This is a genomic window from Labrys sp. KB_33_2, assembly GCF_052114505.1.
Lineage (GTDB): Bacteria > Pseudomonadota > Alphaproteobacteria > Rhizobiales > Labraceae > Labrys.
In genome coordinates this window covers 1-25,930 of sequence record NZ_JBFREW010000032.1, presented here as the reverse complement: position 1 = coordinate 25,930, position 25,930 = coordinate 1, and the positions used below count along the sequence as shown (strand labels likewise).

General features: G+C 64.7%; 23 protein-coding genes. 22 read left to right on the top strand and 1 reads right to left on the bottom strand.

Features of this window, described 5'->3' with window-relative positions:
* From AB4037_RS33395 to AB4037_RS33290, 22 genes are all read left to right on the top strand, one after another.
* Positions 1–2,235: GumC family protein (locus tag AB4037_RS33395; protein WP_441774491.1), on the top strand; the 2,235-nt coding region annotated here is incomplete at its 5' end.
* The gene (locus AB4037_RS33390; protein ID WP_441774490.1) at positions 2,232–2,885 is read left to right on the top strand and encodes a hypothetical protein; all 654 of its coding nucleotides are present in this window, start codon (positions 2,232–2,234) and stop codon (positions 2,883–2,885) included. The genes AB4037_RS33395 and AB4037_RS33390, both read left to right, overlap by 4 nt.
* 25 nt (positions 2,886–2,910) lie before the next feature.
* Positions 2,911–4,740: an asparagine synthase (glutamine-hydrolyzing) gene (gene asnB / locus AB4037_RS33385; protein ID WP_441774489.1), complete on the top strand. Its 1,830-nt coding sequence runs from the start codon at positions 2,911–2,913 to the stop codon at positions 4,738–4,740.
* On the top strand, positions 4,718–5,824 hold the full coding sequence (locus tag AB4037_RS33380; RefSeq protein ID WP_441774488.1) for a glycosyltransferase family 4 protein: 1,107 nt from the start codon (positions 4,718–4,720) through the stop codon (positions 5,822–5,824). The genes asnB and AB4037_RS33380 overlap by 23 nt, the downstream gene beginning before the upstream one ends.
* A 4-nt stretch (positions 5,825–5,828) precedes the next feature.
* Complete coding sequence (locus AB4037_RS33375) at positions 5,829–6,677, top strand: ABC transporter permease (protein WP_434961046.1); 849 nt, start codon at positions 5,829–5,831, stop codon at positions 6,675–6,677.
* Positions 6,678–6,702: 25 nt separating this feature from the next.
* Positions 6,703–7,935, top strand: coding sequence for an ABC transporter ATP-binding protein (locus AB4037_RS33370; RefSeq protein WP_441774487.1), 1,233 nt, complete (start codon positions 6,703–6,705; stop codon positions 7,933–7,935).
* Positions 7,932–8,777: an FkbM family methyltransferase gene (locus AB4037_RS33365; RefSeq protein WP_441774486.1), complete on the top strand. Its 846-nt coding sequence runs from the start codon at positions 7,932–7,934 to the stop codon at positions 8,775–8,777. The genes AB4037_RS33370 and AB4037_RS33365 overlap by 4 nt, the downstream gene beginning before the upstream one ends.
* A complete protein-coding gene (locus AB4037_RS33360; RefSeq protein ID WP_441774485.1) occupies positions 8,774–9,655 on the top strand; it encodes a glycosyltransferase family 2 protein in 882 nt (293 codons plus the stop codon). Before AB4037_RS33365 ends, AB4037_RS33360 begins: the two co-directional genes overlap by 4 nt.
* Position 9,656: 1 nt before the next feature.
* Positions 9,657–10,580, top strand: coding sequence for a glycosyltransferase family 2 protein (locus tag AB4037_RS33355; RefSeq protein WP_441774484.1), 924 nt, complete (start codon positions 9,657–9,659; stop codon positions 10,578–10,580).
* Positions 10,577–11,953, top strand: coding sequence for a glycosyltransferase (locus tag AB4037_RS33350; protein ID WP_441774483.1), 1,377 nt, complete (start codon positions 10,577–10,579; stop codon positions 11,951–11,953). The genes AB4037_RS33355 and AB4037_RS33350 overlap by 4 nt, the downstream gene beginning before the upstream one ends.
* Complete coding sequence (locus tag AB4037_RS33345; RefSeq protein ID WP_441774482.1) at positions 11,950–12,990, top strand: glycosyltransferase family 4 protein; 1,041 nt, start codon at positions 11,950–11,952, stop codon at positions 12,988–12,990. Before AB4037_RS33350 ends, AB4037_RS33345 begins: the two co-directional genes overlap by 4 nt.
* Positions 12,987–14,276 carry a glycosyltransferase gene (locus AB4037_RS33340; protein ID WP_441774481.1) on the top strand — a complete coding sequence of 430 codons (1,290 nt, stop codon included), beginning with the start codon at positions 12,987–12,989 and terminating at the stop codon, positions 14,274–14,276. Before AB4037_RS33345 ends, AB4037_RS33340 begins: the two co-directional genes overlap by 4 nt.
* Positions 14,273–15,535 carry a hypothetical protein gene (locus AB4037_RS33335; RefSeq protein WP_441774480.1) on the top strand — a complete coding sequence of 421 codons (1,263 nt, stop codon included), beginning with the start codon at positions 14,273–14,275 and terminating at the stop codon, positions 15,533–15,535. Before AB4037_RS33340 ends, AB4037_RS33335 begins: the two co-directional genes overlap by 4 nt.
* Positions 15,532–16,815 (top strand): glycosyltransferase, encoded by a 1,284-nt coding sequence (locus tag AB4037_RS33330; RefSeq protein WP_441774479.1) that lies wholly within the window; start codon positions 15,532–15,534, stop codon positions 16,813–16,815. The genes AB4037_RS33335 and AB4037_RS33330 overlap by 4 nt, the downstream gene beginning before the upstream one ends.
* Positions 16,816–16,817: 2 nt before the next feature.
* Positions 16,818–18,008: a glycosyltransferase family 4 protein gene (locus AB4037_RS33325; protein WP_441774478.1), complete on the top strand. Its 1,191-nt coding sequence runs from the start codon at positions 16,818–16,820 to the stop codon at positions 18,006–18,008.
* The gene (locus tag AB4037_RS33320; protein WP_441774477.1) at positions 18,008–19,444 is read left to right on the top strand and encodes a hypothetical protein; all 1,437 of its coding nucleotides are present in this window, start codon (positions 18,008–18,010) and stop codon (positions 19,442–19,444) included. Before AB4037_RS33325 ends, AB4037_RS33320 begins: the two co-directional genes overlap by 1 nt.
* Before the next feature lie 13 nt (positions 19,445–19,457).
* Entirely contained in the window at positions 19,458–20,408 is a 951-nt protein-coding gene (locus tag AB4037_RS33315; RefSeq protein WP_441774476.1) for an exostosin domain-containing protein, read from the top strand.
* A complete protein-coding gene (locus tag AB4037_RS33310; RefSeq protein ID WP_441774475.1) occupies positions 20,405–21,595 on the top strand; it encodes a glycosyltransferase in 1,191 nt (396 codons plus the stop codon). Before AB4037_RS33315 ends, AB4037_RS33310 begins: the two co-directional genes overlap by 4 nt.
* Positions 21,588–22,361 (top strand): glycosyltransferase family 2 protein, encoded by a 774-nt coding sequence (locus AB4037_RS33305; RefSeq protein WP_441774474.1) that lies wholly within the window; start codon positions 21,588–21,590, stop codon positions 22,359–22,361. The genes AB4037_RS33310 and AB4037_RS33305 overlap by 8 nt, the downstream gene beginning before the upstream one ends.
* A 16-nt stretch (positions 22,362–22,377) precedes the next feature.
* Positions 22,378–24,186, top strand: coding sequence for a carbamoyltransferase family protein (locus AB4037_RS33300; protein WP_441774473.1), 1,809 nt, complete (start codon positions 22,378–22,380; stop codon positions 24,184–24,186).
* Positions 24,170–25,018 (top strand): hypothetical protein, encoded by an 849-nt coding sequence (locus tag AB4037_RS33295; RefSeq protein WP_441774472.1) that lies wholly within the window; start codon positions 24,170–24,172, stop codon positions 25,016–25,018. The genes AB4037_RS33300 and AB4037_RS33295 overlap by 17 nt, the downstream gene beginning before the upstream one ends.
* Positions 25,015–25,500 (top strand): hypothetical protein, encoded by a 486-nt coding sequence (locus tag AB4037_RS33290; protein WP_434961063.1) that lies wholly within the window; start codon positions 25,015–25,017, stop codon positions 25,498–25,500. The genes AB4037_RS33295 and AB4037_RS33290 overlap by 4 nt, the downstream gene beginning before the upstream one ends.
* A 40-nt stretch (positions 25,501–25,540) precedes the next feature.
* On the opposite strand, the gene AB4037_RS33285 is transcribed toward AB4037_RS33290, so the two are convergent.
* On the bottom strand, positions 25,541–25,930 hold a 390-nt coding region (locus tag AB4037_RS33285), incomplete at its 5' end, for a hypothetical protein (RefSeq protein ID WP_441774471.1).

Genomic DNA, 25,930 nt, shown 5'->3' with positions numbered 1-25,930 from the left:
AGCGAAAGCAAGGAACGGCGCCAGATGTTGAACCGTCTCGACACGAGGTTGCGCGGATTGGACGACAGCGAAACCCAGGGCAGCGGATTCGATGTCCGCGATACCGTCAACTTCGTCTGGCGCCAATGGGCCTTCATCCTTGCCTGGACCATCCTGGCTGCACTGTTGGGGGCGATCTATGTCGCCAGGCAAACACCGCTCTACACCGCCACCACCCAATTGCTGCTGGACCCCCGCAAGGAAAAGGCCGCTGGTCCGGACTCCATCTACACCGACACCGCTCTCGATCTGTCCGTGGTCGAGAGCGAGATCGCCGTAATGCGCTCCACCATCCTGCTCAAGCGCGTGGTGCTCAAGGAAGGCCTGCTCGGCGGCGGCACTCCCGCCCAGCCGTCCCAGGACAATGCCGGTTCCTCCCCATCGGCAGCATCGGCTCCTGCAGGCGGGTCAGACGACGACATGTCTCCGGACATGGTCGCCGCGGTGGAAGGCCTCAAGAATGCGGTATTGATCTCCAGGGCCGGTCAGGCCTATGTGATCAACGTCTCCTACACCTCCGACAGCCCGGCCAAGGCCATGAAACTGGCCAATGCGATTGCCGATGCCTATGTCGTCGATAAGCTCGACGCCCGCTTCGAGGCGGCCAAGCGCGCCTCGAACTGGCTGAACGATCGGCTGGTGGAGCTACGCCAGCAATTGCGCCTCTCAGAGGAAGCGGTGGCGAGGTTYCGGGCCGACAACAATCTCGCGCAAGCCGTCCCCGGTGCGACGCTCAATCAGGAGCAGCTCACCCAATTGAACGGCCGGCTGGTATCGGCGCGCGCCGACACGGCCGAAAAGAAGTCGCATCTGGATCTGCTGACCAAGATCCAGGCCGAACGCGGCAAGCTCGACGCCTTGCCCGAGGCGGCCAATTCMGGCGTGCTGGCCGATCTTCGGCGGCAGGAAAACGACCTGTCCCGCCAGGAGGCGGATCTCCTGGCGCGCTATACRGGCGCCCATCCCCAGGTCGTCAACGTCCGYGCCCAATTGTCCGATGTGCGCCGCAGCATCGCCAATACACTGCGCCAGATCGCCAGCGATGTCAGGAACAACTACAATCTCGCTCTGGCCCGGCAGGACGCGGCCGAGCAAGCCTTGAAGGAGGCGTCCGGGCAATCCGACCTCGACGCATCCAAGACGATCACCCTGCGCGAGCTCGAGCGGACCGCCGCCGTCAACAAGAGCCTGTTCGAGGATTTCCTGCAACGCGCGCGCCTGACCCAGGAACAGTCGACCTTCGAAGCYCGCGACGCGCGGATCATCACGCCCGCCGTGGCGCCCGGYATCCCCTCTTCCCCGAAGCGCACCCAGATCATCCTGACCTCGCTCATCCTCGGGCTCATCGTTGGCATTGGGGCGGCCTATCTGAAAGAGGCGCTGAACGCCGGCTTCACCACGCCGCGCGAGATCGAAACCCTSCTCGAAATGCCGCTGCTGGCTTCGATATCCCGCTTCACGCCCCGTACCAAGGACGAGAGCGGCCGCATCCTCAGCCTGCCCGAATATCCCTTGCGAATGCCGTTGGCGCGCAGTTCGGAGGCCATACGCTCCCTGCGCAGCGCCGTGCAGATGAGCGATGTCGACCATCCTCCCAAGGTGGTGCAGGTGACGTCGACCCTGCCGGGCGAAGGCAAGACGACGATCGCCCTGATGATGGCGACCTCGGCGGCCCAGTCGGGCCAGAACGTGCTCTTCATCGATTGCGACCTGCGCCACCCCTCGGCTTCCTCGCAATTGAGGACAGACAAGGGCCCCGGCCTGATCGAGTGCCTGCTGGGCGAGATCGAGCTCGAGCAGGCGCTCTTCTACAGCGAAAAGCTTCGGATCTGGGCGCTTTCAGCGGGTGGCGAGAGCAAGAACCAGCCTGATCTTCTGGCCTCCGAACGCATGAAGGCGCTGATGGCAAAGGTGCGCAGCCGGTTCGATGTGGTGATCGTGGATACGCCACCGATGGGACCGGTGATCGACCCGGTGATCGTGTCCAATCTCGTCGACAAGGTGATCTATATCGTGCGCTGGGCCTCGACGGCCCGCGAAATGGTGCAGCAATCACTGCGCCAGATCGCCGGCCAGAAGAAAGTCGCCGGCATCGTGTTCAATCACATCATGGACGACAAGGCCAAGAAGTATGGCCGCTTTGCCTATGGCTACTATTATGGCAGCCGCTACTACCGGAAATATTACGAGAAATGAGCAGTCGGATAGCGCGGATAGGCACGGCGGTCCTTTGCATCGCTGTGGCCGGCCTTGCGGTCTGGCGCTCGGTCCCGGTCCTCGGTTTTGCGCTCGCCGAGCGCCTGGCCGAGGAAAGCAGCGACACAGCCGCCCTCCAAAGCTTTGCGACAACGCTGGAAACTGGGGCCCTGGCCGAGGCCGCCATGCAATCCGCCATCCCTCAGAGCCCGCCCGTCGACAGCATCAAGGCTGCCACCCGTCTGCTGACCCGCCAGCCTCTGTCGAGCAGCGCCTGGCTCGATCTGGCCACGGCCCGGCTCGCCGGCGGCGAAGGCATGGCAGAGGTCGCGCAGGCCCTGCGCTTGTCGGCGCTGATGGGGCCGAATGAATCGGTCTTGATGGCGAGCCGCGCTCTCTTCGCCCTGCCGCTATGGACCGCTCTTCCCGACGACCTCCGCCGCCGCGTGGCGCAGGATATCGCCGGCGGCTGGGACCGCTTCGAGACTTCCGACAAGCTCGTCATGCGCCTGACCCTTTCGGCAAGCCTCGCCACGCGCACCCAGCTCACCGCACTGCTGCGCCAGGCAGACGGCATGAACCAGGCAAGGCTCGACGATCTCGGCCTCGGCCCGTCCGCACCTGCCCAGCCAGAAGGTTCGGTTCCGTGATGCATGCTGTCCGGAACACCAGCGAATGGCTCCCTGCCTGATGTGCGGCGTCGCGGGCATCTTCGCCTATCACTATGCGGCCAACGCCATCAGCTGCACGGAACTGAGTGCGATGAGCCGTCACATGGCCCGGCGTGGCCCGGATGCCAGCGGCGAATGGTTCGATCCGGCAGAACGCCTCGGCCTGGTCCATCGCCGCCTGGCCATCATCGATCTCGCAGACCGCGCCTCGCAACCGATGACGAGCGCCGATGGCCGCCATGTCATCGTTTTCAACGGCGAAATCTACAATCACCTCGCCTTGCGCGAAGCTCTGCAGAAGGAAGGTGCAGAATTCAAAACCCAATCCGACACCGAGGTGCTGCTGCATCTCTACGCCCGCTGCGGCGAGGCGATGGTTGCGCGGCTGCGCGGCATGTTCGCTTTCGCCATCTACGATACGAGCGCCCGCTCGCTGTTTCTGGCGCGCGATCCCTATGGCATCAAGCCGCTCTATTACAGCGAAGACGGCTGGGTCTTCCGCTTCGCCAGCCAGGTCAAGACATTGATTGCCGGAGGCGGCGTCTCTCGCGACCGCGACCCCGCCGGAGATGTCGGCTTCTACCTGCTCGGTAGCGTGCCCGAACCCTATACCTGCTTTCGCGAGGTTCGGGCCCTGCCGGCAGGATCGACCATGCTGGTCGACCGCGCCGGCGCACAGGTGCCGCAAACCTACCACCGGGTGGCGTCCGTCTATGACGCCGCAGAGCAAAATCCGGGGCAAAGGCACGATAATCCCGCAGCCTTTGCCGATATTGCCCTGGATTCGGTAAGGCACCATCTGGCCGGGGATGTCGAGGTTGGCGCCTTTCTTTCGGCCGGTGTCGATTCCGCCGCCCTTGTCGGCCTCATGCGCGATGCCGGTGCCCGGCAAATCAAAACCATTACAATCGGATTTGAGGAATTCGCCAACACGTCGGCAGACGAAACCTCCCATGCCGCCGAGATCGCGCGCTTCTACGGCACCCACCATGTCACGCGGATGGTCTCCAGAAGCGAGTTCGAAGCCGATCTGCAGCCTTTCTTCGACGCCATGGACCAGCCGAGCATCGATGGCCTCAACACCTGGTTTGCCGCCAAGACGGCCCGCGAGCTCGGCCTCAAGGCGGTGCTGTCGGGCCTGGGCGGCGACGAGCTCCTGGGCGGCTACCCCTCCTTCCGGGACATCCCGCGATGGGTAAGCGCCTTGCGGGTGCCTTCATGCATCCCGCTTCTCGGCAAGGGCCTGCGCCGCCTCGGCAAACCGCTTGTCGAGCGGCTGCGCCTTCATCCCAAACTCGCCGGCCTGCCCGAATATGGGGGGTCCTATGCTGGTGCCTATCTGCTCAAGCGCGGGCTTTACCTGCCATGGGAGCTCGGCGAGGTCCTCGATCGCGACACCATCGAGGAAGGCCTGCGCCGCCTCGGCCCCTTGAAGCTGATCAAGGCCCAGTTGCAGGGACGATCAAAGCGCCCCTTCGCCCGCATCGCGACGCTGGAGTCGAGCCTTTATCTGCGCAACCAATTGCTCCGCGATGCCGATTGGGCCGGCATGGCGCACTCGGTCGAGATCAGAACACCCCTGGTCGACAGCGAAGTGCTCAAGCGTTCCGCCCAGCTCGATTTGCGGGGCATTGCCGGCAAGACGGCGCTTGCCCGGGCTCCGGCGCAGCCCTTGCCGCAAGCCGTGCTTGACCGCCCCAAGACCGGGTTTGCCCTGCCGATCGCTGAGTGGATGCAGGCTTCCCCCCTTGGTTCACTGCCCGCCCGGCGCAAGCCATCCCGGCACGGCTGGGCACGAGACTGGAGCCGCATTGTCCACCGCCAGTTCCCATGACGTGGCGTCGCGGCGATTGAAGGTGCTGGCTCTGTTGACCGATGGCTGGGGCATGGCGGGCGGCATTGCCCGCTACAACCGGGATTTTCTCACTGCTTTGGCCGCAAGCGCCACAGTCGGGGATGTCGTCGTCCTGCCCCGGTCGGCCGGTGCCTCGACGGACCTGCCCGCCCCTATCGTTCAGCTCGCATCACGGACGGGCCGAATGGACTATAGTCTGACGGCCTTCAAGCAAGCGCTTTCACAACGGTATGATCTGATCTTCTGCGGCCACCTCTTCATGGCGCCGCTGGCGGCGGCTCTCTCCAGGCTGGCACGCATACCGCTCTGGCTGCAGCTGCACGGCATCGAGAGCTGGGCCAGGCCGAACCTCGCCATCCGCCAGGCCACGCGACAGGCCCGATTGATCACGGCCGTCAGCCGGGCGACGCGCAGACGCGCCTTGGCATGGTGCGACATCGAACCCGAGCGCCTGCATGTTCTACCGAATACGGTCGAAGAGCGCTTCTCGCCTGGTATGCCGCCTGCCGATCTCATCGATCGGCTGGGCACGCGGGGGCGCAAGGTGATCCTCACCGTGGGCCGCCTGTCCTCGCAGGAGCGTTACAAAGGCCATGACCGTGTCATCGAGGCCTTGCCTCGGATCAGCCGCCGCTATCCGGACATACTCTACCTCATTGCCGGCGATGGGGACGATCACGACCGCCTCGCCGGGATCGGACGACGGCTGGGGGTATCAAACCTGATCCGCTTTACCGGGCCGGTCCCCCATGACCAACTGCCGGATATCTACCGCCTGGCAGACGTCTTTGCCATGCCGAGCACGGGAGAGGGGTTCGGCATCGTCTTCCTGGAGGCAGCCGCCACGGGACTGCCCATCATCGCGACCAACCAAGATGGCAGCTGCGATGCCCTGGCGGACGGAAAACTCGGCACCCTCATTGACCCTGACGCTCCCCAGGCTCTCGCCGAGGCGATCATTGCCTGTCTCGATAGAGACCGGCCCGACCCGGAGCGCCCCAGCCGCTTTGCCTTCTCCCAGTTCGCCGCACAGATCGACCATCTTGTTTCAAGCCGATTCTGATCCGATGCGGGCCGACCCGCTTCCACCGGAACTGCCGCAGGTGGTCACGATCATCGGTCCGGATCGGTTGTGGAGCCTCACCGACCTGCGCGAGCTTTGGCGCTACCGCGAACTCGTCTGGGTGTTGACGCAACGCGACGTCAAGGTTCGCTACAAGCAGACCGTGCTGGGCTTTGCCTGGGCAATCATCCAGCCCGTTTTGCTGATGGTGGTGTTTTCCGTGCTGTTCGGGCGTCTCGCCCAGATCCCCGCCGACGGTTCGCCCTACCCGATCTTCGTCTATGCAGGCCTGCTGCCCTGGATCTTCTTCTCCAACACCGTGTCGGCGGCGGCCGGCTCGCTGATTGGCTCCATCAATCTGGTCGGCAAGGTCTATTTCCCGCGGCTGATCATTCCATTGGCCTCCGCGGGCGTCGGCCTAGTCGATTTCGTGATCGCGACCGTGATATTGCTGGCGATGATGCTGATCTATGGGGTGGGCTGGAGTGCGAACCTGCTGGCGGCTCCCCTCCTGATCGCCGGCACCATCCTTTGCGCCCTGGGTGTCGGCATCGGGCTCTCGGCTCTGACGGTCACCTATCGTGACTTTCGCTTCGTCGTACCCTTCCTGCTCCAGTTCTGGATGTTCGTCACCCCGGTGGTCTATCCGGCAAGCCTGGTGCCCGAGCCCTGGCGATGGCTGTTGTTTCTCAACCCGATGGCGGGCCTGGTGGAGGGTTTCCGCTCGGTGTTTCTGGGACATCCCTTCGACTGGCCATCCATCGGCTTGTCCCTGATGCTGTCGCTGGGGCTGGTTGCCCTGGGTGTGTGGTATTTCGAACGCGTGGAGCGGCGTTTTGCGGACATCCTCTGACAACGGCCGGGCTCTTCCCTAGACCATGACCGCACCCAGCATCCGCGCCATGGGCGTGAGCAAGGAATATGCCCGTGGCGGCTACAATCCCTCGCTGCGCACCTTTCGCGAAGCGCTGGTCGGTGCGGTAACCAGGCCCTTTGGCAGCCCGGGAAGGCCCGCCGTCGAGCAGGACCGTTTCCTCGCCTTGTCCGACGTCACCTTCGACGTGCAGCCCGGAGAGGTCGTGGGGATCATCGGGCGAAACGGCGCCGGAAAATCGACGCTGTTGAAGATCCTGTCGCGCATCACCGCGCCGACGCGAGGACGCGTCGAAATTCGCGGGCGCATCGCCAGCCTTCTGGAGGTGGGAACCGGCTTTCATCCCGAGCTGACCGGCCGGGAGAACATTCGCCTGAATGGCGCCATCATCGGCATGACAGGGGTCGAGATCGCCCGAAAATTCGACACGATCGTTGCCTTTTCCGGGGTCGAGAAATTCATCGACACGCCGATCAAGCACTATTCGAGCGGCATGTATATGCGTCTCGCCTTTGCCGTCGCCGCCCATCTGGAACCGGAAATCCTGGTCGTGGACGAGGTTCTCGCGGTTGGTGATGCCGAGTTCCAGAAAAAGAGCCTGGGCAAGATGAACGAGATAGCCGGCCGGGGCCGAACCGTCCTGCTGGTCAGCCATAATCTCAGTGCGGTCGGCGCTCTGTGCCAGAATGCCATCCTTCTCGATGGAGGACGCATCCTGCATCAGGGACCGGCTGCCGAAACCATCGCTCATTACGCCTCCTTGTTCCGCAGCGATGACGGCACGGTCACCGAGGACAGGCCCCCGCCGGGGCCCCATATCGCCAGCGCCACGCTCGCCACCAGCCAGATCGCCTATGGAGACCGGCTCGTTCTCACCTGCGTCCTCCAATCTCCCGATCGGCGGCGCGCAGCGATCGAAATCGAGATTCACGACGAGTTGGGGCGCAAGCTCATCTATTCGTCGACGGCGCCGATGCATGGCCAGGAATTCGATCTCCAGCCTGGCGCCAATCGCATTTCCCTGGCGATCGGCCCGCTGCCGCTGGCACGGGGCAGCTATGAGATCCATCTGTGGCTGATCAAGCCGCGGGTCGAGGAATTCCATCGCCTGTCCCTGCCCGTGCGTTTCGACGTCGTGCAGTCCGACCCGGGAGGGGTGGGGTTCGATTTCCAGCAGTCCTATGACCGTGGCTGCCTGACCGTGCCGATCGCGATCGAAAGGCCGGAATGGTCGTGACATCATCCCTGCCCTGGCGGGCAAGGCTCTTGCGGTTTTACGCTCGTATGCCAGACCACCCGCTGAAGCTGCGGATCTACGACTGGCTGCGCTCCAGCCGTCCGTTCCGGTTTGTCACGGCGCGCTTTGCCTATGGCACCTTCAAGCTGGACCTGATCGACTACGTGCAGCACGCCATGTTCCAGGAGGGCAGCTACGAGCCGGCGAGTTTTGCACTGTTCCAGTCCCTCATCGAAACCGATGCGACGATCGTCGATGTCGGTGCCAATGTCGGCCAGTACAGCCTGGCTGCCGCCCGTCTGACCGGTCCAGGCGGGCGTGTCGTCGCCATCGAACCTCATCCCGGCCTTTGCGCCCGGCTTCTCGACAATATCCGCCTGAGCGGGGCCGAGGATCGTGTCCTGCCGGTGACGTCGCCGCTCTCGAGATCTTCCGACTTCATCGAATTCGGTCTTCCCGAAGCCGGCGCGCTCGGCACTACACGCCCGAGGAAGCCGGGTGAGGCGCGCGGCTTCCTGGCCATGGCCGTGACGATTGGTGACCTCGCCGGTCGGCTGGGGATCGAAAACATCGCCGTCATGAAAGTCGACATCGAAGGCCATGACCTTGCCGTCATCGACGACATGTTCCGTCACTCCACACTCAGGCCACGCCACATCCTGTTCGAACATCTGCCATCCCATTTCCGCTATGGGATCCCGGACGCAGACCTGCCCGCTTATTTCTCCGGCTTCGGCTATGAAGTGCTGACGGTCGACGGAAAGACCTATTCTCCGGGGCAGCCGCTGCCGGAAGACAATCTCTGGGCTCGGCGCATAGCCAAGGGAGACGGGCGCCCATGACTGCAGCCGTCTCGGTGATAGTGCCGACCTTCCGTCGCCTTGAAAGGCTGCCCGACCTGCTCACGAGGCTGGCGACCATCGACCACGCCGCCGATCTCGACATCGTGATCGTCGACCAGACCCCCGGCGCCGATCTTTCGGCCCTGGAGCGCTTTTCGGAGCATTTCGCCTCCTTGCGCTGCATGAGACTCGCTGAGGCCAATGTCGCCCTGGCCCGCAACACCGGTGCGGAAGCCGCGTCTTGCGACGTCCTTCTCTTCATGGACGACGACATGGCCCTCGACAGGCTCTTCATTCCCCATCTGCTCTCGCTGGTGGGGCGGATGCCACGGACCGTGTTGGGCGCGGTCTGGCCGCATCAGGCAGTGATAGACCGGGCAGATGGCTTGCCCTCGACCGGGCAGGATGACGAAGCCCTGACTTTCCTGCCCACCGGTGCCCTCGCCATCAGCCGGCGGGATTTCCTGGCTGCAGGCGGCTTCGATGCCAGGCTCGAGCGCTATTTCGAGGACGCCGAGTTCTCGCACCGCCTCAAGCAGCTCGGATTGCGCCTGATCCGCCATCCCGACCTCAAAGCGGAACATCATGATCACCAGGAGAACGGGACCTGGTATTCCCGCTCCATGATGGAGGCGGCCCCGCGCCTGATGCAGCAAACCGCCTATTTCCGCCGCAAGACCGGACGAAGCTGGGCAAAAGTGCTCTTCGCCCTCCTGCGTGTGATCGCCAGCGAGACGCGCCGGCCCGGCTATCTGCGTGGCGGCACGCAGCTGACGAGGGCCGCGGCTCTGGGCGTCTCGCTTCCGGCAGCGCTGATCTACGCGGCGCGCTCCCCCCTGCTTGCCCATGCGCCATCCTCCGGCGGAAAAGCGGGCTGACATGACAAGCGTCGCCATTATCATCCCCTGCTACAATGCCGGTCAAACCTTGGCGCAAACGCTCGAAAGCGCCATCGGCCAGCCCGGCCTCGCAGAACTCATCGTCGTCGACGATGGCTCGACCGACGGTTCGGCCGATATCGCGCGGCGCTATCTGCCCGCCGATCGCGTCATCGAAGGCCCAAATCGCGGCGTCTCGGCGGCGCGCAATCGCGGCATCGCCGAAACCCGCTCGGAATGGCTGCTGTTTCTCGACGCGGATGATCTGCTCACGCCCGGCACGATCGAACGGCGCCTTGCCGTTGCGGAGAACGCCGATGTGGTCGTCTGTGACTATCAGGAGTTCAGCACGGACGAGCAAGGCGCTCCCGTCCTCTCACAAATCCGCAGCATCGACTGGCCGGCGCTGCGGCAGGACGCGGAAAGAGCGATTGCCAGCCATGTCTGGCTCACCACGGGCGCCCTGCTCTATCGGCGAGAGCTGGTCGAGACGATCGGCGGTTTTCGCCCCGATCTGCCGGTGATCCAGGACGCCCGCTTTATGTTCGACGCGGCGTTCCATGGTGGGCGCCTCGTGCCCAGCGCCCATATTGGCGCCCACTACCGGATCGCGGCACAGAGCCTGTCGCGGCGCGATCCCGTACAGTTCTGGCGCGACGTACTCCGCAACGGCCGGCAGATCGAGGCGCTGTGGCGCGAACGCGGCGCCCTGACTTCCGATCGCATCGCCACCTTGCGCGACCTTTACGACAATGCCGGACGTGGTCTGCTGCGCTGCGAGGACAAAAGCTTTTTCGAAGCGAGCGCCGCAGGGCGCACACTCGGCCTGCGGCAATCGCGGCATGCGCGTATCGCAACGCCGCTCGCCCGTCTGCTGGGGCTGCGCGCTGTGCACGGCCTGCTGTCCATGATGGGGCGGCCATGAACGAGACGCCAGCTGATGTCGTCATGGCGACCGCCTGGTATCCGCCCTATGATCTCGGCGGCACCGAAATCTATCTGGAAGGGCTGGTGCAGGAACTCTCCCTCAAGGGCCTGAAATGCGCTGTGCTCGTGCCGCGAGTACCCGGCGCGCCGGATCGCTACGAGCACCGCGGTGCGACGGTGTGGACCTATCCGGTCGAACTGCCCAAGGCAAGACAGTCTGGTGGCGCAACGCGCCGGCATGGCCAGTTCGATCGTTTCGAAGCCCTGCTGCGGCTGAACCCACACGCCATCTATCACCAGCATTCCTGGACGACAGGATGCGGTCTCGACCATCTGCGTGCCGCCCGCGCGCAGGGGCTGAGGACCGTCCTCACCTTTCACGTCGCCGGGACCGTATGCCTGCGCGGTACCTTGCTGCACTTCGGAGAGGTCCCTTGCGACGGAATGGTCGAGGAGATCCGCTGTGGCGCTTGCTGGGCGGAGAGCCGCGGTGCGCCTCGCGCGGCCGCATGGGCGATCGGCCGGCTGCCCCGTGCCCTTGCCGCCAGGACCCTGCAGGGCCGCACACGCCTTGCCACCGCGCTTTCGGCAAGGGCGCTCGCCATCGGGAAAGGGCAGGAGCTGAACGAGGCCTTCGAGCTGAGCGACCGCCTTGTCGCCGTCTGCCAATGGCTCGCCGACACGCTGACGCGCAATGGCGCGCCATCCGACAAACTCGTGCTCAGCCACCATGGCCTCGCGGCTTCCTACCTGGCGGAGGCCGTGCAGGCAGCGGCTCGGAAGAGATCCGAGGGTATCAATCTGCGGCTCGTCTATCTCGGACGATGGGACAGGGCCAAGGGCATTCATGTCGCGGTTGCCGCCCTCCGCAGGCTGCCGCTGGAGACACCCGTCGAACTTTCCATCCACGCCATCGGCGCAGCGGAGAACGACGGCTATGAGGCTGAAGTGCGGGCCCTGGCCGCGGGCGACCCGCGCGTCCGGTTCCTCCCGTCCCTGCCTCATCGAGACACCGCCGAGGCCCTGGCGGCGCATGATGTTCTTCTCGTGCCCTCGCTCTGGCTGGAAACCGGCCCGCTGGTGGTGCTGGAAGCCCAGGCGGCCGGTCTCTATGTGTTGGGATCGGATCTCGGCGGTATTGCCGAACTTGTTGCAGGCACAGAAGGCGGCGAATTGCTTTCACCCGGCTCCGTGCGGGATTGGGCCGAAGCCATCGGACGGCTCGCTGCGCGCAAATCCCAGGATCCCTTGCCGAAATTCCAGGGTCCTTTACGCAGCCAGGCCGATGTCGCCGACGACATGATCAACCTCTACCGTTCGCTGCCGCCCGCCCTCGCCCGGGAAAGCCGGCTTGTGAAGATCGATCCATGAGGATTGCCCTCACCTGCGATCCCGAACTGCCGGTGCCGCCGCAATTTTATGGCGGCATCGAACGCGTGGTCGACATGCTGGCGCGCCGCCTCGTGGCGCGTGGCCATGACCTGACCCTGTTCGCACACCCTGCCTCGCAATGCCCGGTGCCGAAACGGGCCTGGCCCGGCGCGAGCAGCCTTTCGCGCTATGATACGTTCAGGAATGCCGGCGAACTGGCGAGGGCGATCGCCGGCCAGCGCTTCGACATCATCCACAGCTTCTCGCGATTGGCCTATCTGGCACCGCTTTTACCGCGTGCTATCCCCAAATTGATGACCTACCAGCGCGAGATCAGCCCGCGCACGACCGGGCTTGCGCAACGCCTGTCACGCGGCACGCTGCAATTCTCAGCCATCAGCGAGCATATGGTGCGCCATGTCAGGCATATCGGCGCCTGGCACATCGTTCCCAATGGTGTGCCGAGCGAGACCTATACCTTCCGGGAACAGGTGCCGGACGACGCGCCACTGGTCTTTCTGGGACGTGTGGAAGAAATCAAGGGGCCGCACCTAGCCATCGCAGCGGCCCGGTTGGCCGGCCGGCGGCTGATCATTGCGGGCAATCTGACCGGGGAACACCAGGCCTGGTTCGAGGTCCATGTCGCTCAGCATCTGCGTGATGGCGATGTCGATTATGTCGGGCCCGTCGACGATCGGCAAAAGGACGAGTTGCTCGGCAGCGCCGCCGCGCTGCTGATGCCCATCCTGTGGGAAGAGCCGTTCGGCATCGTGATGGCAGAGGCGATGGCCTGCGGCACGCCCGTCATCGGCTTCGGTCGCGGTGCCGTTCCCGAAGTGGTCGAGGATGGGCACACCGGATATGTCGTCGACACCGTCGAGGAAATGGCGGCGGCAGTCGCCAGGCTCGAGAGGATCGAGCGAGCCGCGTGCCGGCAGCGGGTCGAAACGCTCTATAGCGAGGATGCCGTCACCGACCGCTATCTGCAGATCTACGAGACCATGATCGCGGGACGGCGTTCGAGGGCTGCAGCATGAGGTCGGTGCTGAGCTACCCCGGTACCATGCCGCATGCCCAGCAGATCGCCCTGGCCTTGCATGAACAAGGCTGGCTGAAGACCTTCGTGACCAGTTTTCATTATTCCGGGCAAGGGTGGGGCGACCGCCTGCTGCGCGCCCTGCCGTCGGACCAGGCCGCGGCGTTGAGACAGAAATTGCTGCACCGTTCGATCGAGACGATCCCGCACAGCCTCGTACAGACCTATCCGGCATGGGAAATCCTGCGCAGCGTGGCGACCAAGGGTGGCGCCGGACCAGTGACCGTCGACCGCCTCTGGGACTTGATGAGCCACCGCTTCGATGCGGCCGTCGCCAGCCGCCACGTGCCCAGCGCCGAGGCCATCCATGCCTTCGAATATACGGCGCTGGCGAGCTTCCAGCGCGCTGCGCATGAAAGAACTCGACGCATCCTGCATTTGCCCTCGCTCAGCAGCCGGCAATTCGAGAGCATCCGCCAGCGCGAACTGGCCCGGTGGAAGCAGCTCGACGACGCCAATGCCGCCTATTTCTCGGATCGCTTTGCGCGGAGGCAGGCGAGGCGCGACGCGGAGATCGAGCTCGCCGATCTCATCGTCACCAATTCCGCCCTTACCGCGCGCTCCCATATCGCCGGGGGTGCCGATCCCGCGAAGATCCTGGTCGTCCCCCTCGGCGCTCCTCCGGTGCTTGATCGGTCCCGGCCCCCGCGCGGGAGCGATACGGGACCTCTCCGAGCTGTTTATGCCGGCAACATCACCCTCGGCAAGGGCGTGCCCTATCTCCTCGAAGCCTGGCGCCGATTGCCGGTCGCCGCATATGCCAGGCTGGACATCTATGGCCAGATCGGGCTGCCTGCCGATCTTCTCGCCCCGGCTGATGACACGATCCGCTTTCACGGCCCCCGCCCGCGTGCCGAGCTGTTCCAGGCTTTCGAGCAGGCCGATGTCCTGGTGTTTCCAAGCCTTGCCGACGGTTTCGGCATGGTCGTGGCCGAGGCCATGGCGCATGGCCTGCCTGTAATCGTCACAGACATGACGGGCGCGGCTGATCTCGTGACCCCCGAGAACGGGCTCGTCATTCCTTCGGCCGACGCAGAGGCCTTGACGCAGGCTCTTGCCTGGTGCCTCGACAATCGCCAGCGCCTGCAGGCTATGCGGACCGGCGCGCTCGAGACGGCCTGCCGTCATCAATGGCCGGCCTATCGCACCGCCCTGGCCGGCGGGCTCAGGCAACGCCTGGGCGGCGCCGACCACGGCTGTCCTGCCCACGAGATGGAGCGGACATGACGAGCCCCCACCCGGGATCGCATATCTGCATCCTCACCCCGGGCCAGCTCGGATCCAATCCGCGCGTGGTCAAGGAGGCGCATGCCCTCCACCAGGCCGGCTTCGCCGTCACCGTCGTCGCGACCCGCATGCTGGAGGGCGTAGAGCCGCGCGACCAATCCATCCTGCGCGAGGCACCATTCCGGATCGAGCGCATCGACCTGCGCTCACGGGCAGGCTGGCGCCTGCGTCGGCTCGGCCAGGAACTTGCGGGCGCGGCACACGCCGCGAGTGGCAGGCGCCTTTTCAGCTCCCGGGCGTTCAGCGTGTTCACGCCTGCCCTGATCGCCGCCGCCAGCCGCGTCCCGGCGGATCTCTACATCGCCCATTATCCCCCGGCCCTGCCGGCTGCCAAGGCCGCTGCCAGTCGCTTCCACGCTGGCTATGCCTTCGATGCCGAGGATTTCCATCTGGGCGAGTGGCGCGACGGCCCGGCGGCCGAGGCGAACCGTTCGCATCTGCGCGCCATCGAGGCAGCCGCCTTGCCGGGATGCTGCTATATCACCGCCGCCTCGCCCGAGATTGCGCGTGCCTATGCGCAGGCCTACGCGGTGCCCGTCCCGCAAATCGTGCTGAACAGCTTTCCGCTGTCGCAGGCCCCGAATGTGCCAACCGCCAAGGGCACGGCCGATCCGGGTCCGTCGCTCTACTGGTTTTCGCAGGTCATCGGCCCCGATCGCGGCCTCGAATGCGCGATCAAGGCCATTGCAAGGGCGACCTCGAGACCGCACCTCTACCTGCGCGGCCATGCGGGTGCGCCCTATGCAGGCCAATTGCGGCGCCTTGCGCAACAGGAGGGCGCGCCGGAGCGCCTGCATTTCCTACCCTCCGCGCTCCCTGGCGAGCTCGTCCGGTTGGCCGCCGGCCATGATCTCGGCCTGTGCGCCGAACCGGGACATACGGCCAACAATGCGTTCGCCCTCTCCAACAAACTGTTCACCTATCTCATGGCCGGGCTCCCAGCCATCCTGTCCGATACGCCGGCCCAGCGAGCGTTCGCCGACTCGCATCCGCTTGCCACTGCGCTTTTCACAGCCGACGATGCCGCGAGCCTGGCTGCCAGCCTCGACAGCCTGCTGCAGGATCCGGCGCGCTTGGCCCAGGCTCGGGCAAGCGCCTTCGATCTCGCGCAGAAAACCTATAATTGGGACCGAGAAAGCGTGATCGTGGTCGATCTGGCGCGCCAATCCCTGAACGGCTCGTCGCGGAGGCGGGCATGACCCGCCCGCGCACCGTCCTGATCGTCTCCCCCTATTTCCCGCCGTCCAACCTGGCCTGCGTGCATCGGGCTCGGCATCTGGCCAATCACCTGCCGGCAGCGGGCTGGACCCCTGTCATCCTTTGCGTGGATGACCGCTTCTACGAACAGGAACCCGATCCACTACTCGGCAGCCTGGTCTCGCCGGCTCTGGAGATCATCAAGGTTTCCGCCCTGCAAGCCCGCATGACACGCCGGTTCGGCATCGGAGATCTCGGCCTGCGGGCCTGGCCGGCCCTTTCCCGCCGCGCGGCCGACCTGCTCTCGACCAGACGGATCGACGCCGTGCTGATCACGGGATCGCCCTTCTATCCCATGCTGATGTCGCGCTGGATCGAGCCGAAATTCGGCGTGCCGGTGGTGCTCGATTTCCAGGACCCCTGGGTTTCGGCGTGGGGCGGAGACCAGAAACCGTTGAGCAAGGCTGGGTTATCCCATCAGCTCGCGCTTCGCCTCGAAGGACCGGCCCTGCGCAAGGCCCGCTTCGTCACATCGGTCTCCGAACGCCAGAACCAGGAACTGGCCGCACGCCATTCCTGGCTCGATACATCGCGAATGGCGGCGCTGCCCATCGGCGGGGATCCCGGCGATCTGGACCTCCTCGGGACCATGCCTGGCACCCGCCAAAGCCGGCTCGATCCTGCGATGATCAATCTGAGCTATGTCGGCACGGCGCTGCCGCGCTCGCAGGGGCTTTTCCAGGCCCTGCTCAAAGGCCTTGCCGAAATGAGAGCACGCCAGCCACGTCTGGCGGCGCGCCTGCGTCTTCATTTCATCGGCACGAGCAATCAGGCCAATGGCGGCGATACCTTCTCCATCCTTCCGCTTGCCGAGGCGGAGAAAGTCGCCGATCTCGTCGTCGAGACCCCCCAACGCCTCGCCTATGCCGAGGCCTTGGGGCTGATGGCCGAGTCCCAAGGCCTCCTGCTGGTCGGCTCGGACGAAGCCCACTATACCGCGTCAAAGATCTATCCTGCCTTGCTGACGCGGCGCCCCTATCTTTCACTGTTTCACCGCCTGTCCAGCGCCCATGCCTTTCTCGCGGCGGCCGGCGGGGGCATCAATTTCTCCTTCGCCGACGCCAACGGCCTGGCGGGCCTGGCGCAGGACATCGCCGCCGGATTGGAACGCCTGGCCCTCGACCCCGCCAGCCTCGGTCAGGCCCGGCGGGATCTCCTGGAGCCTTTTTCGGCCAAGGCCATTGCCGGCCGCTATGGCGCCATTTTCGACGGACTGCGCTGATCATGCGCCTGGCTGTTCTCACCTCCCATCCGATCCAATACCAGGCACCTATCTTCCGGGAACTCGCCAGGCGCATGGACCTGGAGGTCTTCTTCGCGCACCATCCCACGCCCCGGCAGCAGGCCGATGCCGGCTTCGGGGTTGCGTTCGACTGGGATATCGACCTCGCCACCGGCTATCCCCATCAATTCCTCGCCAACAAGGCCAGGAAACCGGGCGTGGACCATTTCTTCGGCTGCGATACGCCGGCCATCGCCCAGGCCTTGCGGGAGGGTGGCTTCGATGCCCTGCTCGTTTGCGGCTGGGCGCTCAAATCCTATCTGCAGGGTATTGTCGCTGCCCGGCGCCTCAACATACCCGTTCTGGTAAGAGGAGACAGCCATCTGCTGACACCGCGCCGGCGCCTGAAGGCCTGGGCGAAGCAGGCCGCCTATCCCCGTTTGCTGCGCTTCTTCGATGCGGCGCTCTATGTCGGGCAGAACTCCCTGGCCTATTATCGCCACTATGGCTATCCGCCTACGCGGCTGCACTTTTCACCCCATTGCATCGATACGGACTGGTTTGCCACGCGGGCCACGCCGCAGGCCCGCGAAGCCCTGCGCGCCGGACTGTCCATTGCCGAGGGCAGCCGCGTCATAGCGTTTGCGGGCAAGCTGATCGAACGCAAGCGTCCGCTCGATCTGATCGAGGCGGCTGCGCTATGCCGCAGCGGAGGACACGCAATCGAAGTGATGATCGCGGGCGACGGTCCGATGCGCGAGGCGGTGCTGGCACGCGCCGCCCAGGCCCAGGTGCGGCTGCATTTCCTCGGCTTTCGCAACCAGAGTGAGATGCCGGCCTTCTATGCGGCCTGCGACGGCCTGGCGCTGACCTCTTCCGGCCAGGAAACCTGGGGCCTCGTGGCCAACGAGGCGCAGGCCTGCGGGCGGCCCGTCATCGTATCCGACCAATGCGGCTGCGCGCCCGACCTGGCTGTCGATTCCGACAGCGGGCGGACCGTCGAAACCGGTAACGTCAAGGCTCTTGCTGCAGCCCTCATCGATCTGCCCGGGGGTGCTGGCATGAAGGCAGCCCTGGCGTCGCTGGTTCAGCGCTATAGCGTAGGCGCGGCGGTCGATGGCATCGAGGCTGCCCTGTCGTCCTGCCTCGAGAAGGCTGCCTCCCCGCGCAGGATATCAGGAGCCTTGACCTGATGCCGATGTCGGCCACCTCCCCGCGCTCGGCAGCCCCTCTGCCTGGGCCCGTGATCGTCGGCGCAGTGCTGCTCGCCATCCTGAACCTGCCGGGCGAGAACGCCCTGCTCACCACCTTCAGTCTGGTCGTGCTCGTTGCGGGCGTTGCCCTGCTGTGGCGGCCCGGCGAGCCGCCGATCGGGCTGTTCATCTTCGCCTATCAATGGCTGCAGGCATCGATATCGGCCTTCCATGCCAACTGGCTCGGCATCGATGTCAGCGCCTATACGATCTATGGCGGGGACAACAAGTCGGCGATCATCCTGACCCTGTTCGGCCTGCTGTTCCTGGCAGTGGGCATACGGCTCGGCAGCGGGCCCCCCGACAGGGCTGTAAGCCGGCAGGCGAGGGAACTGGTGCTGGCTCAGCCCCTCGCAACCTGGTTCTCACTCTATCTCGCGGCCTCGATCGTCGCGGTCGGCGCGCTCCAGGCTGCCGCCCTCATCCCCGGCCTTGCGCAGCCACTCCTGGCGCTGGCCGGATTGAAATGGGCGTTCTTCATGATGTTCGCCTATGCATCCTTCGTGCGAAACCAGTTGGGCAACCCCTTGTTCGTCTGTGCTTTTCTAGCCGAACTTGCCATGAGCACGGGTGGGTATTTCTCCGATTTCAAGACGGTGATGTTCTTCACCCTCTTTGCCACAGCCATGGCCGGAACCCGCCTGCGCGGTCTCCACCTGCTGGGTGGAGCGATCCTGGTTTGCCTGATCGTCGTCAGCGGGATCCTATGGACCGCCATCAAGGAAGACTATCGCAACGCCGCATCCGGCGGTTCGGCCTCGCAGGCCGTCACGCTCGACCTCGGCGACCGGCTGGCGACCATTGCCCAGCTGCTCGGCCGGCTCGACGGTGCATCGATGTCGGATGCAACCGGAAAGATGCTCCACCGCATCTCCTATGTCGAATTGTTCGCCGTCGTTCTCGCCCGCGTGCCGCAGATCATTCCCCACGAGAAGGGCGCGCTCCTGTTGGATGCAGCAAGCCGCCCCTTCATGCCGCGCATCGTGTTTGCCGACAAGAGCCAGGTCGATGACACCCGCCGCACCAATTACTATACGGGTGGCCTTTCCGGAACTTATCGCGGCACCTCGATCAGCCTGGGCTACATGGCCGAGCTTTACATCGATTTCGGCCCCTTGCTGATGATGGCCGTCATCTTCGTCTTCGGCTATCTCTATGGTCGCATCTACCGATGGCTCGTGCATGCCCCGCGCGCCGGGCCGCTGCTGGGCTTTACCTCGGCATGTGCCATCCTGGTCCAGGCCGCCCTGCTGGAAGTCAGCCTGGCGAAATTGGTCGGCGGCGTGATGGTTTCGGTTCTTCTCACTGCCCTGTTCATCCGGCTGGTGGCGCCACGCATGCGCTCCTGGCTGGAAACCAGGCTGGTAACGCGCTGACAAGACGGATTTGATGGCAGGCCCTTGTCTCCTCTTGACCGCCTTGCGGGAAAACCCAGCTCTCTCGAAAGCCCGCCGGCTGGCGGCGCTGCATCCGCCCTCGGCCCTCCGCATCGCCGCTGCCGATGACGTCCCCGATATCGTATTGTATCTCGACAGTGGCTATGTCGGCCTTGCGGACCTGCCGCTATTGCGGCGCCGGGTCAGGACCCACCCCACGGCCAGGCATTTCCTGTTCTCGGAATCGGACTGGCCCTACGCCGTGCTGCCCGGGGCCTATCCATCCCTCACCAGGACCCTGCCCTGGGCGCGGAGCTGGAGCTATCTCCCAGACCCCGATGCCCCCACCCCGGCGGCCTCCCCGCCGCAGAAGGAACCTGCCTATCTGTTTTCCTTTCTGGGCCGAACCAGCACCCATCCGATACGCGAACGCCTCCTGGCGCTCGACACTCCAGATACGCCGTGCCTCGATCTTGCAGCGGCGCCGGCCCGCTTCGCCGATTTCGACTATCATGCGACCTATCGCGAACTGCTGCTCCAATCGCAATTCGCCCTTTGCCCCCGCGGCTTCGGTACCGCCAGCATCCGTCTTTTCGAAGCGATGGCCCTTGGCCGTGCACCAGTGATCATCGCCGATGCCTGGCAGGCACCACCCGATATTCCCTGGCGGGATTTCAGCCTGTTCGTGGCCGAAAAGGACATCATGCATATACCGCATATCCTGAAGGAGGTCCGCGGACAGGCCGCGGTCATGGGCCAGCGCGCGCGTCAGGTATTTGCGACGCATTTCGCACCCGAGGTCTTCTTCGACCGCCTGCTCGCCATGCTGCTCACGCTTCCCTACGAAACAGGGACCACCGCAATGGCTGGGCGCGCCTGGAAGGCACTGGGCTGGCGCGAAGGTTATTCATTGGCGCATCGGGTCAAGACCCGGTTCCGCGCCGAGCCGGGGCCGATATCTTGACCCTGCGCTGCCTCCATGTGGTGCCGACCTATCTGCCAGCCTTACGCTATGGGGGACCAATTCATGCCGTGCACGGATTGTGCCGTGCATTGGCGGGCCAGGGCTGCGATGTGCATGTCTACACCACCAATGTCGACGGCGCCGGCATCCTGCCGGTCCCGACCGACAGGCCCGTGCGGCTCGATGGGGTGGACGTCCACTATTTCCCCACCGGCCTCGGACGACGTCTCTACCGCTCTCCCGCCATGGGCCGTGCATTGGCACGGCACATCGCTTCCTTCGATATCGTGCATCTTCATTCCGTATTCCTGTGGCCCACTACCGTTGCCGCGAGGCTGGCACAGCGAAACGCCGTTCCCTATCTGCTGGCGCCACGTGGGATGCTCGTCGAGGGCCTGATCCAGCGCAAGAGCCGGATGTTGAAATCGGCCTGGATCCGGGCTTTCGACCGGGCCAACCTTGCCGGGGCGGCGGCCATTCATGTGACCAGTCGATCCGAACGCCTCGATATCGAGAAACTGGGATTGCCGGCCCGGGCTTTCGCCCTGGTGCCCAATGGCATCGACATGCCGCCTGCCGGTGCCAGCCTCTTTCCGCCGGATCGCTCCCGGCCCTATGTCCTTTTTTTGGGCCGGATCAGCTGGAAGAAGGGCATCGCGCGTCTGATCGATGCCATGCAGCTCGTCGCCGATGCCGATCTCGTCATCGCCGGCAACGATGACGAGGGCGAAACCGCCCGGCTGAGGGCACGCGCGGCTGCGTTGGGGCTCGATGCCCGCGTCCGCTTCGTGGGCCCCGTGCATGGCGAGGAGAAATGGTCCTTGCTGCGCAACTGCGCCGCCTTCGCGCTGGCTTCCCATTCGGAGAATTTCGGCAATGCCGTCCTGGAGGCAATGGCCTGCGCCCGTCCCGTGGTCGTCAGCCCTGAAGTCGGCCTGGCCGAAATGGTCGCCAGCGCCGGCTGCGGCATGGTCGTCGACGCCTCCCCCAAGGCGCTGGGCGCAGCGCTTTCCTCCCTTCTGGCAGACCCGGATCTTGCCACCAGGCTGGGACAGGCCGGCGAGAAGACGGCACGCGAACAGTTCTCCTGGCCGGGCATTGCATCGGCCATGGTCGATGTCTACCAGGTGGCAATCCTCGCCCAGGCAAGGGAAGTCGCCCTCGCCGGAAGAGCCGTTCATGTCTGACTTGATCGCACCGCGGACGACGGTCCTGATCCTGAGCTTCAACGAAGCTCCGAATCTGGCACGCTGCCTCGAGCGGCTCGACTGGGCGTCCCGTATTCTGTTGGTGGACAGCGGCAGTACGGACGAGACCCTCGAGATCGCCAGCCGATACGCCAATGTCGAGGTCGTGCATCACCCCTTCGACAGTTTCGCCGGCCAGTGCAATTTCGGCCTTGGCCTCGTCGACACGCCGTGGGTGCTCTCGCTGGATGCCGATTATGAATTGAGCGAGGATCTCGTTCGCGAAATTCAGTCCCTCCGCGAAGAAACCGCGCAGGGCTATTCGACCACGTTCATCTATCGCATCCATGGCAGGGCCCTGCGTGGGACCCTCTATCCCGCTCGCACCGTGCTCTACCGCCGGCAGGCGGCGCGCTATCGCGACGAGGGCCATGGCCATCGCGTGACCGTGGCGGGCGAAGTCGGCACCCTGGCGGCGCCCATCTATCACGACGACCGCAAACCCCTTCTCAGATGGGTCGATTCGCAAAAGCGCTATGCGCATATCGAGGCCGACCATCTGCTGGCGGCCCCCAGGGACACACTAAACCGGGTCGACCGCCTCCGGCTGAGGGCATGGCCGGCGCCGCTTCTGGTGTTCGTCTACACCTTGTTCTGGAAAGGTGCCTTCCTCGATGGCTGGGCGGGTTGGTACTATACCCTGCAGCGTACGATCGCCGAATGCCTGATCGCCTTGACCCTGATCGATCGGCGCCTGGCAAAATGACAGGAAGGGTCCTGGCTTGATCATCCTCGGCCTCAACGCCTACCACGCCGATGCAGCCGCCTGCCTTCTCAAGGACGGGCAGATCATCGCGGCCGCCGAGGAAGAGCGCTTTCGCCGCATCAAACACTGGGCGGGGTTTCCCAGCCAGGCCGTCGCCTATTGCCTTCAGGAAGCAGGCATCGGGCTTGGAGACGTCGACCATGTCGCCGTCAACAGCGACCCGACGGTGCATCGCCTGGAGCGCCTGACCCATCTGGCACGCCACAGGCCTGATCTTGCCCTTGTCGTCGACCGGTTCCGCAACAGGCGCAAGCGCCTCTCCATCGTCGATGAACTGGCCGCCGCCTTTCCGGGGCGGCGCTTCAAGGGCGTTGTGCATCGGATCGAGCACCATCTGGCCCATCTGGCATCGGCTTTCTTCGCCTCCCCCTTCGAGGAAGCAGCCGTCCTCTCCCTCGACGGCTTCGGCGATTTCTCCTCTGCCGCCTGGGGAAGCGGGCGTGGCAGCGAGATCGCTATCGAAAAACGGGTCCTGTTTCCCCATTCCATCGGCCTGTTCTATCAGACGCTCACCCAATATCTCGGCTTTCCGCATTATGGCGATGAGTACAAGGTCATGGGCCTGGCGTCCTATGGCAAGCCGGCCTTCCTCGAAAAGCTGCGCCGCGTCATCGGGCTCCAAGCGGCAGGAACCTTCGCTCTCGACCTCGGCTATTTCCGGCATCACCGCGAGAAGATAGCTTTCGACTGGCAGGGCGGAGCCCCGGTCTTCGCCCCGCTCTATTCGGATGCGCTGGAGGACCTGCTCGGCCCGGCGAGAGCGCCGAGCGAGGCATTGACCGAACGCCATCACGACATCGCGTCTTCGGTCCAGGCTTTCTATGAGGAAGTCCTCGATCACATCCTGCAAGCCGTCTGGGACAAATATCGCCTGCCGAACCTCGCCATGGCCGGTGGCTGCGCCCTCAATTCGGTGGCCAATGGCAAGATAAGGCGCACCACCGCCTTCCGTCACCTCTATGTGCAGCCTTCGGCCGGTGATGCCGGTGGGGCCCTGGGTTCCGCCCTCGCCCTCTGGCACAAGCTCGGCGGCCGGCGCATAGCCGCGATGGACCATGCCTATTGGGGACCTGGCTTTGCCTCCGGCGACATCGATCGGCTTGTGATGGCCAAGACGGCCAATCTTGCCGCCCTGGGCTGCGAGATCCGGCATTTTGGCGATGATGCCGAGCTTAATCGGGTAACGGCAGCCGCCATCGCCGCCGGCAATGTGATCGGCTGGTTCGATGGGCGGATGGAATGGGGACCGCGCGCGCTCGGCAGCCGCTCCATCCTGTGCGATCCTCGGCGGGCGGATATCAAGCAGCTTCTCAACCACAAGATCAAACGGCGCGAGTCGTTCCGCCCCTTCGCGCCTTCCATCCTCGCCGAACACGCCGCCGATTGGTTCGAAGGTATCGACGAGGTGCCGTTCATGACCGAGGTTCTTCCGGTCAGGCCCGACAAGTACGCCCTTGTGCCTGCGATCACCCATGTGGATGGCTCCGGGCGCCCCCAGACGGTACGGCAACAGGCCAACCCGGCCTATCACGCCCTGATTTCCGCCTTCTTCGCGCAGACCGGCATTCCGATGGTGCTCAATACCTCCTTCAACGAAAATGAACCCATCGTCTGCACGCCCGGCGAGGCGCTCGACTGCTTCCTGCGGACACGCATGGACATTCTCGTGCTCGGGCGTGTGATGATCCGGCGCCGGGAGGGCACGGCGCCTGCCGCCCTGCCAGATAGCCAGCCCGTCGCCGATGGCCATGTCGCCGGTTCCTGACACAATCGCGCCCTCGCGCACCGTCTCCTGTCGGGCCGTCTATGGGTGGTGCCTTGTCCTTGTCTGCCTCGAATGGTTTTATTATCGGCTGGGCCAGCAGCCCTTGCGCCAGATCGGCGACCTGCCCAATGTGATCTCCGTCCTGGAATTGATCGAGATCGCGGTGATTGTGCGCCTGATCGGGCACGGGCGGCGCGATACTCCCTTCCAGGCCGGTGAGACTGCCTTCACCCTCGCGGCGATGGCCGTCTGCGTGCTCGTGCTGCGCCAGATACCTCTCGCCGCCGCGCTGGCGCTCGCCATCCTTGCGGCATGGCGCTTGCGCAAGCGCCCGTCCTGCCGGGCCTCGCCCTTTGCGCTGCTGGCGTTCATCGCCCAATTCGTGCTCCTCGGCTGGCCCTTCCTCGCCCTTCACAATGTTGTTGGGCTGCTCGATGCCGCCATCGTGCGAACAGTGCTCCAGGTGGCGGGGCAGGAGGTGTCGGGCTACGGCACCTATATCCTTCGGCCCGCCGACAATATCGGCTTCGACGTCATGTGGGGCTGCGCCACCTCGACCACACTCGTCCAGAACCTTATGGCCTACGCCATCATTGCCGTCGGCTTCGGGGGGCCACTCCGTCGTTCCGACCGCGCAGCGTTCCTCATCGTCATTGGCGCGACTTTCGCCTTGAACTGGCTGCGCCTGATCCTGATCTGCGCGTCGAAGGAAGGTTATCTGGTCTGGCACGAAGGCACGGGCGCGAGTTTCCTGGCGGCATTCTACGCTGTCCTGATCCTTGTACTCGCTTATTGCCGCACCCGGCCCGGGCAAATGCAGCCCTCCGCATGACTCGCCTGTTCCATCTTCTGGCTGCTGCGCTGGTGGTCTGTTCGCTGACCCTGGCAATCCGTCAGGCCCGTGTTACCCCCCAGCCCGCCCCCGAAGCCCAGATCGCATCGGCTTTCGCAAAAGCCGGCTTTTCGCTCTCAGCCCAACGCAAGACCCTGCTTGGCCCCGAATTCTCTTTCATGCGGCCTGGTTGCACCACGCCGACACGAGCCGTGCTGACGGAGACCATCCACCGCGATGCTACCCAAATCCTCACCGACATGTCAGGCGCCAATGAAGAGCTGATCACCGTCTATAGCGGCGCGGCAGTGCCCAGCCTGCATCTTCGGGACCTCGCCTGGCCATGGCTGCGACGTAAGCTCGGCGTCATGCTGGGTCTTTCCCGATCGAGCGCCTGGGATTCCATCGGTCTTGCCATCTTTTCGCCCCGCCAGTGTCAGCGCAACAGCTTCGACTGGTCAGCTCTGCTCACCGAACCCTAAGTTCGACCCTGGCCCAAAGCGCGTTTTCGCGAAGCGGGCTTCAGGTCCAGTTGAAATTGTGAGCCGCGTTGCGCGTGTCCTCTTCGTAGCGGTCCTCCCAGACGCGCGTGAGGAATATCACCAGCGAGAATTCCGACATGAACAGAACGAGCGCCATGAAGGCCCAGACGATTGGTGCCGCGAACAGACGCAGCTCGCCGATCTGCGGGTAGTGGCTGAGAGCCAGATTTGCCCCCTCCATCACGAAGCCGATCTGCAGGCTGATGCCGATGATGATGACCAATAGGGAGACCGGTTCGCGCCATGCCGTCCTCAACGAGGTCCGGATCGGCCGGCGCTCGTCGAGGGATGCCGCTGGTCCCACCAATGCCAGGCCAGCCGTCGCCATGAAGCCGAGGGCATAGGACAGCAGGATGGCCCCGCGCAGGAG